The 6,337-nt window shown below is 57.0% G+C and carries 5 protein-coding genes and 1 pseudogene; 1 reads left to right on the forward strand and 5 read right to left on the reverse strand.

Translation table 11 applies throughout. From position 1 onward, the window contains the following. Nucleotides 1–2 precede the first annotated feature (2 nt). The 4 genes from AAAC48_RS06975 to AAAC48_RS06990 form a co-directional block, all read right to left on the reverse strand. On the reverse strand, nucleotides 3–749 hold the full coding sequence (locus AAAC48_RS06975) for an alanyl-tRNA editing protein (RefSeq protein WP_340653487.1): 747 nt from the start codon (nucleotides 747–749) through the stop codon (nucleotides 3–5). Further along, nucleotides 749–1,783 (reverse strand): cysteine synthase A, encoded by a 1,035-nt coding sequence (locus tag AAAC48_RS06980; protein ID WP_340653488.1) that lies wholly within the window; start codon nucleotides 1,781–1,783, stop codon nucleotides 749–751. The genes AAAC48_RS06975 and AAAC48_RS06980 overlap by 1 nt, the downstream gene beginning before the upstream one ends. Nucleotides 1,784–1,974: 191 nt before the next feature. Further along, a complete protein-coding gene (locus AAAC48_RS06985; RefSeq protein ID WP_340653492.1) occupies nucleotides 1,975–3,309 on the reverse strand; it encodes a DEAD/DEAH box helicase in 1,335 nt (444 codons plus the stop codon). A 327-nt stretch (nucleotides 3,310–3,636) separates the two neighbouring features. Beyond that, a complete protein-coding gene (locus tag AAAC48_RS06990; protein WP_340653489.1) occupies nucleotides 3,637–4,500 on the reverse strand; it encodes a DMT family transporter in 864 nt (287 codons plus the stop codon). Between the two features lie 115 nt (nucleotides 4,501–4,615). Between AAAC48_RS06990 and AAAC48_RS06995 the strand changes: the two genes are divergently transcribed. Next, nucleotides 4,616–6,022, forward strand: a complete 1,407-nt coding sequence (locus AAAC48_RS06995) for a PLP-dependent aminotransferase family protein (protein WP_340653490.1) — start codon at nucleotides 4,616–4,618, stop codon at nucleotides 6,020–6,022. A 124-nt stretch (nucleotides 6,023–6,146) separates the two neighbouring features. On the opposite strand, the pseudogene AAAC48_RS07000 reads toward AAAC48_RS06995, so the two are convergent. Then, nucleotides 6,147–6,337, reverse strand: a pseudogene (locus AAAC48_RS07000) (hypothetical protein); the annotation flags it as partial.

The raw sequence follows: 6,337 nt of genomic DNA on the forward strand, positions 1-6,337 counted from the left end.
GCTCATGCTCCTTCCGGCAAGGCGCCAAAGCGGATACGAAACCGCCGGTTTTCCTTGCCCTTCTTTTCGATTTTTCCGATATGAATTGCACCGACTTCGCCGGTCGTTGCGACGTGCGTTCCCCCGCAGGGCTGTGAGTCCACAGAGGCGTTCTCGCCTATACACACGAGTCTGATCTGCCCTGTACCCATTGGTGGACGAACGTTCTTGGATTTGATCAGGCCCGGATTGGCCGACAGTTCTTCGTCCGTGATCCAGCGTGTGAAGATCGGGTGGTTGGCGTTGATCAGTTCCATCAGCCTTGCAGTCACACCCTCCTTGGTCACCCCCGCGTCGGGCAGGTCAAAATCCACCCGGCTGTCATCTTCGCCAACTGCGGCACCTGTGATGGGATACGGGCAGACGACACTGAGAAGATGGCACGCAGCATGCATCCGCATCAACTTGTAACGCCGGTCCCAGTTGATGCGCAGGAGCAGCCTCTCACCGATTGCCGGAACCGCCTGATCGGGTCCGGGTACATGAATGATCTCGTCCTTGTTCTCGCCAGTAACCGTCGCCGCGACCACAATAGTCGAACCATCCGCACGTACGAATTCGCCCGTATCGCCGGGCTGACCGCCGGACGTGGCATAGAACACCGTCTGATCGGTCAGGATGCCGCCGCGATCATTGATCGCAAGAACTGTCGCGTCGATTTCCCGCAGATAGGCGTCGTCGCGGAATAGAATTGCCGTGTCGTATGCCATCAGGATTTATTCTCAAATGGAACCGATATGTTGGTCTTGGCCTCGATCCACGCCGGAACCGGCAGATTCTTGGAGCGCAGGAATTCCGGGTTGAACATCTTCGACTGGTAGCGATTGCCATAGTCGCAAAGGACGGTAACGATGATGTGGTCGGGGCCCATATCGCGGGCCATGCGGATTGCACCGGCAATATTGATGCCGGACGAGCCACCAAGGCAAAGGCCTTCTTCCGTCACCAAATCAAACACCACTTCCAGTGCCTCCGCATCCGGGATCTGATAGGAAAAGTCGGGCGTAAAGCCCTCGAGGTTAGCCGTCACGCGGCCCTGCCCGATACCTTCAGTAATCGAACTCCCCTCGGCCTTGAATTCGCCGGTCGTGTAATAGGAAAACAGCGCAGCTCCAAGTGGATCAGCAAGCCCGATCTTGATTGACGCATCCCTGGCCTTCAGCCCCTGAGACACACCGGCCAACGTGCCACCCGACCCAACGGCACAAATGAATCCATCTACCTTGCCATTGGTGTCGCGCCAGATTTCCTGTGCTGTCGTTTCCACATGCGCCTGGCGGTTGACGACATTGTCGAACTGATTGGCCCAGATCGCGCCATTTGGATCGGATTTCGCCATCTGCTCGGCAAGACGCCCCGAGACTTTCACATAATTGTCCGGATTCTTGTAAGGAACGGCAGGCACCTCGACGAGTTCTGCACCAAGCAGCCGCAGCGCGTCTTTCTTTTCCTGGCTCTGGGTCTCCGGGATAACAATTACGGTGCGGTAGCCCAATGCTTTGGCAACCATGGTGAGGCCAATGCCAGTGTTTCCAGCTGTACCTTCGACAATCACGCCGCCAGGCCGCAGCAGTCCGCGTTTTTCCGCATCGCGGATGATGTAGAGCGCCGCGCGATCCTTTACCGACTGGCCGGGATTTAAGAATTCGGCCTTGCCATAAATCTCGCAACCGGTGAGGTCGGACGCTTTCTTCATGCGAATAAGCGGCGTGTTTCCGATGGTGTCGATCACTGAATCAAACATGGGCCTGGTCCTTCATTCTGCTGGATCTGAACCTATTTGCCCCGGGCTAGGCGTTCAAGCGCAGAATTTCTCAAACCGGACGATATGCGGTTATTTGTTTTGGCGAAACAATTTGATGGATTGGATCGCCGCAAAGAAAAAGGCCGCCGGCACGATGTGCCGACGGCCCGATTAGCTGTTAGCAATGCCGACTAAGCAGCTTTGGCGCCAAAGCTCTTACGCTTGTTACGGCGGAAAGGACGCTTCTGTGCAGGCGCACCACCATCATTGCTCCAGACCTTCTCGCCGCGCGCTTCACGCGGCTTGCCTGACGATTGACCACGATGCGGTTTCTTGCCAGGCGCACTATTGCCGCCTTCGCGGCGCGGCGGGCGCTGGTCACTATTGGCAGCACGCGCCGGCAAGCTCGAAAGATCGACCGGCGAGTCCGCCATCGGCAAACGCATGCGCGTGACGCGTTCAACCGCCTTAAGCTTTACGCTTTCTTCCGCCGGATCGTAGAGCGTGATCGCCGAGCCCGATGCACCGTTACGACCGGTGCGGCCAATTCGGTGAACATAGCTCTCCGGCTCATCCGGCAGATCGAAATTGATCACGTGGCTGATGCCGACGACATCGATACCGCGTGCAGCGATATCGGTTGCCACGAGAACACGTACAGACCCGTCCTTGAAGCCGTTCAGTGCGCGCTGACGCGCGTTCTGCGACTTGTTGCCGTGAATGGCTGCAACGTCGTAGCCGTCCTTCTCGAGAACGCGCGTCACTGCGTCAGCACCATGCTTGGTACGGGTGAAAACGATGACCGAAGCCAGGGTCTCATCCTTGAGCATGGCGGAGAGCACCTGCTTCTTCTGTTTGGTCGGGATCGTGTGGACGACCTGCTTGATCTCGGCAGCTGTCGTTCCCTGCGGAGCGACCTCAACGCGAACGGGATCACGCAGCAAGCCGGCAGCCAGTGCCGCCACTTCCTTCGGCATGGTCGCAGAGAACAATGCCGTCTGGCGATCACGATGCGTGCCCTTGGCAATGCGCTTCACATCATTGATGAAGCCCATGTCGAGCATGCGGTCCGCCTCATCGAGCACAAGCCAGCGCGTCTCGGAGAGATCGACACGGTTGTCACGTACGAGGTCGGTCAAGCGACCGGGCGTCGCGATCAAAACATCAACGCCGGCCTGCATTTTATTGATCTGCGCGACGCGTGACACACCGCCGAGCACGAGCGCGGTGGAGATATGCGCGCCCTTGGACAGCTTGCGGATCGTTTCTTCAATCTGCACGGCAAGTTCGCGTGTCGGGGCAAGGATCAGGGCCCGGGCAGTCTTGCCCTTGCGCTTGTCACCGATGGTGATGATTTTCTGCAGGATCGGCAGGCTGAACGCCGCCGTCTTGCCGGAGCCTGTCTGGGCGATACCCAGAATATCCTGGCCGGCGAGCTGTGCCGGGATTGCCTGTTGCTGGATGGGCTTGGGAGTAGCCATTCCAGCTGCCTCGACTGCCTTAAGCAGGACGGCATTCAGACCCATGGCGGCAAAGCCGGTTTTTTCAATAGTTTCCAATTCAATCTTCTTTCATTGGCCGGCGCGAATCATCACGGGCCATACAACGCATCACAGGGCGCAACCTGCGTGCTACATATTTTTGTAAACGACGAGACGCGAGGAACCCTTGTGCCCAAGGCTTGGGTTCATGCGACTTGCGCAGCCGTGCCCACCGCATCATGCGGATGGGTATCAGACGCCACGAAGTCCTCATGGAAGACCGGATCGACCGGTCCAAGCGCCTGACCGGCATATGGGCTCATCCGCGTCAAAATGCAAACGATTTTATTGTGCGGCGCAAAATAGGACAATTTACCTGGCGAAGCGCTTGGCGCCGGCGACACAAAAGATCACTGCGATTGTGACCAGAAGCATTGGCCAGCTGACAGTTTCATGCAGCAACGCTGCCGCAAGGACGAGGCCAAAGAATGGCTGCAGCAATTGCAACTGACCGACCGCAGCAATTCCGCCTTGAGCCAGGCCGCGATACCAGAAGATGAAGCCAATCAACATAGAGAACAGAGAAACATAGAAAAGACCGGCCCACGCGGGTTCGCCAATGTCACTCCAATTCTCCGGCAAGACGTAGATTGTCAGCGGCAGCATGACCGGCAGTGACAGCACCAGCGCCCAGCAGATGACCTGCCAGCCGCCCAGCTTGCGCGACAGTTGGGCGCCCTCGGCATAGCCAAGGCCGCAAACGACGATCGCCGCGAACATAAGGAGATCACCTGTCAGCGAGGCAGTTAGATTCTGTGTCAGTGCGAAGCCAGCCACAAGCAGACTACCAAGGCACGAAAACAGCCAAAACAATGGACGCATCCGCTCACCGCCACGCAGGACGCCAAATAAAGCGGTTGCAAGCGGCAGGAGACCGATGAACACAATAGAATGAGCTGAGGTGATGTGGCGGAGGGCCAGCGCTGTCAAAAGCGGAAAGCCAACGACGACCCCCATTGCTGTAATAAATAGAGGCCCTAGATCAGTCCTTGCGGGGCGCTTTTCACGAAAGGCAAGCAACAGTGCCAATCCCAATGCAGCTGCGATCGTGGCGCGCGCGCCGGTTACAAAAATGGGATCAAAGTCTGCAACGGCGGCGCGTGTCGCCGGCAATGATCCGCTGAAAATCAGCACACCCAGAAAGCCATTAATCCAGCCGCTCGTCATCTTGTCCATTATTCTCATCCAGCCATGGCGTCGTATTTCGTTGCTATCGGCCTCTGACAATAGATTTTCCAGATACGGTGCAGTACAATTTGTCAAAACTGTCATGCATAGGTAAGCAATACAGATGGATGAGAAACTTGCTCTCGAGCGCATGAGCGGCACGCTTGTTGAAGGCGTCATGCAGGCGGTCCGGCAGCGCATTGCCGCACGAACACTTGCGCCGGGTGCAAAATTGCCCTCGATCCGCAGCTATGCGGAAACAATGGCGGTCTCGAAATCAACAGTCGTCGAGGCTTACGATCGCCTTGCAGCGGAAGGTATCATCCAATCCAGACGCGGATCCGGCTTCTACGTCGCCGGACACCTGCCGCCACTGTCATTGGCCGAAATTGGACCACGGCTGGACCATGCGATCGATCCGCTTTGGGTGTCGCGCACATCGCTGGATGCCAGCAAGGACATGGCGAAACCCGGTTGCGGATGGCTGCCTCCCTCGTGGATGCCGGAAGACGGCATTCGGCGGGCATTGCGTGCTTTGGCGCGAGCCGACAATTCCTCTCTCACCGATTATGCCTCCCCACTTGGCCTGAAACCGTTGCGCCAGCTCCTGTCGCGACGCTTGGGCGAGCACGGCATCGAAGCGGCATCCGATCAGATAATGCTGACGGAATCAGGCACGCAAGCGATCGACCTCCTCTGCCGGTTCCTGATCGAACCCGGTGATACGGTGATCGTCGATGATCCCTGCTATTTCAATTTTCACGCCTTGCTGAAAGCTCACCGCGCCAAAGTGATCGGCGTGCCCTACAAACCGACTGGCCCTGATCTTGAACGCTTTGGGCAAGCCATGACTGAACATCGCCCCCGCCTCTACATCACAAATTCGGCTCTGCATAATCCGACAGGCGCAGTGCTTTCACCTGTCATCGCGCACCGGGTACTCAAACTTGCTGAGCAGCATGACCTCACGATTATCGAAGACGACATCTTCGCGGATTTCGAACTTGAGCCCGCCCCTCGACTTGCGGCTTTCGACGGGCTTGAGCGGGTCGTCCACATCGGCAGTTTTTCCAAATCGCTATCCGCATCCACTCGCTGTGGCTTTGTGGCCGCTCGTCGCGACTGGATCGAAGGATTGGTGAACCTTCGTATTGCAACGTCCTTCGGCGGCGGGCGATTGTCTGCTGAACTTGTGCACTTCATGCTGAAAGACGGCACCTACCGCAAACATATGGATGCCTTGCGAATGCGGTTGGCGCGCAGTATGGGCGAAACCAGTACAAAGCTGAAATCGCTTGGCCTCAAGCCATGGATCGAACCGCGCGGCGGCATGTTCCTGTGGTGCAAACTGCCGGATGGCGTGGATGCTGCAAGGGTTGCTCAACGCGGACTTGGCGAAGGAATCATTTTTGCGCCAGGCAATGTCTTCAGCCAGTCGCAATCAGCGAATTCCTATATGCGTTTCAATGTCGCTCAGTGCGTTGATCCGCGCATTTTCCATGTCCTGGAGATGGCACTTGCATCGAGCTAGAGCAAATTTTGTTTATATAGAGTCGATTCTGTTTCACGCCGCCGCCTGACACAGTGGGTGTCCGCCAGCCGGAAACCCCACGAATTCCCTCCAGCAGAACCACTCTATATAATCAAAACTTGCGCTAGATTGCAGCCGCCATTTCCTGGAGTGTCAGGACAGTACGCCAGTTGCGCGCAGTCAGCGGCACCTTCAGCACCTTGTCGAGTGAAAGTGCAAGCTTCGACATACCGAAGCCATCAGGTGTGTAGAGATAAAGCACGCGGTTTCTAAGCGTGAAACTCTCTGTGTCACCAGCCTTGGCTTCAAACTCTG

It is taken from the genome of Phyllobacterium sp. (assembly GCF_037994405.1).
Lineage (GTDB): Bacteria > Pseudomonadota > Alphaproteobacteria > Rhizobiales > Rhizobiaceae > Phyllobacterium.

What these genes read in the sequence shown, in the direction of transcription:
- AAAC48_RS06975 (WP_340653487.1), bottom strand. Translation starts at nt 749, where the DNA reads ATGGCATACGACACGGCAATTCTATTCCGCGACGACGCCTATCTGCGG.
- AAAC48_RS06980 (WP_340653488.1), bottom strand. Translation starts at nt 1,783, where the DNA reads ATGTTTGATTCAGTGATCGACACCATCGGAAACACGCCGCTTATTCGC.
- AAAC48_RS06985 (WP_340653492.1), bottom strand. Translation starts at nt 3,309, where the DNA reads ATGGGTCTGAATGCCGTCCTGCTTAAGGCAGTCGAGGCAGCTGGAATG.
- AAAC48_RS06990 (WP_340653489.1), bottom strand. Translation starts at nt 4,500, where the DNA reads ATGGACAAGATGACGAGCGGCTGGATTAATGGCTTTCTGGGTGTGCTG.
- AAAC48_RS06995 (WP_340653490.1), top strand. Translation starts at nt 4,616, where the DNA reads ATGGATGAGAAACTTGCTCTCGAGCGCATGAGCGGCACGCTTGTTGAA.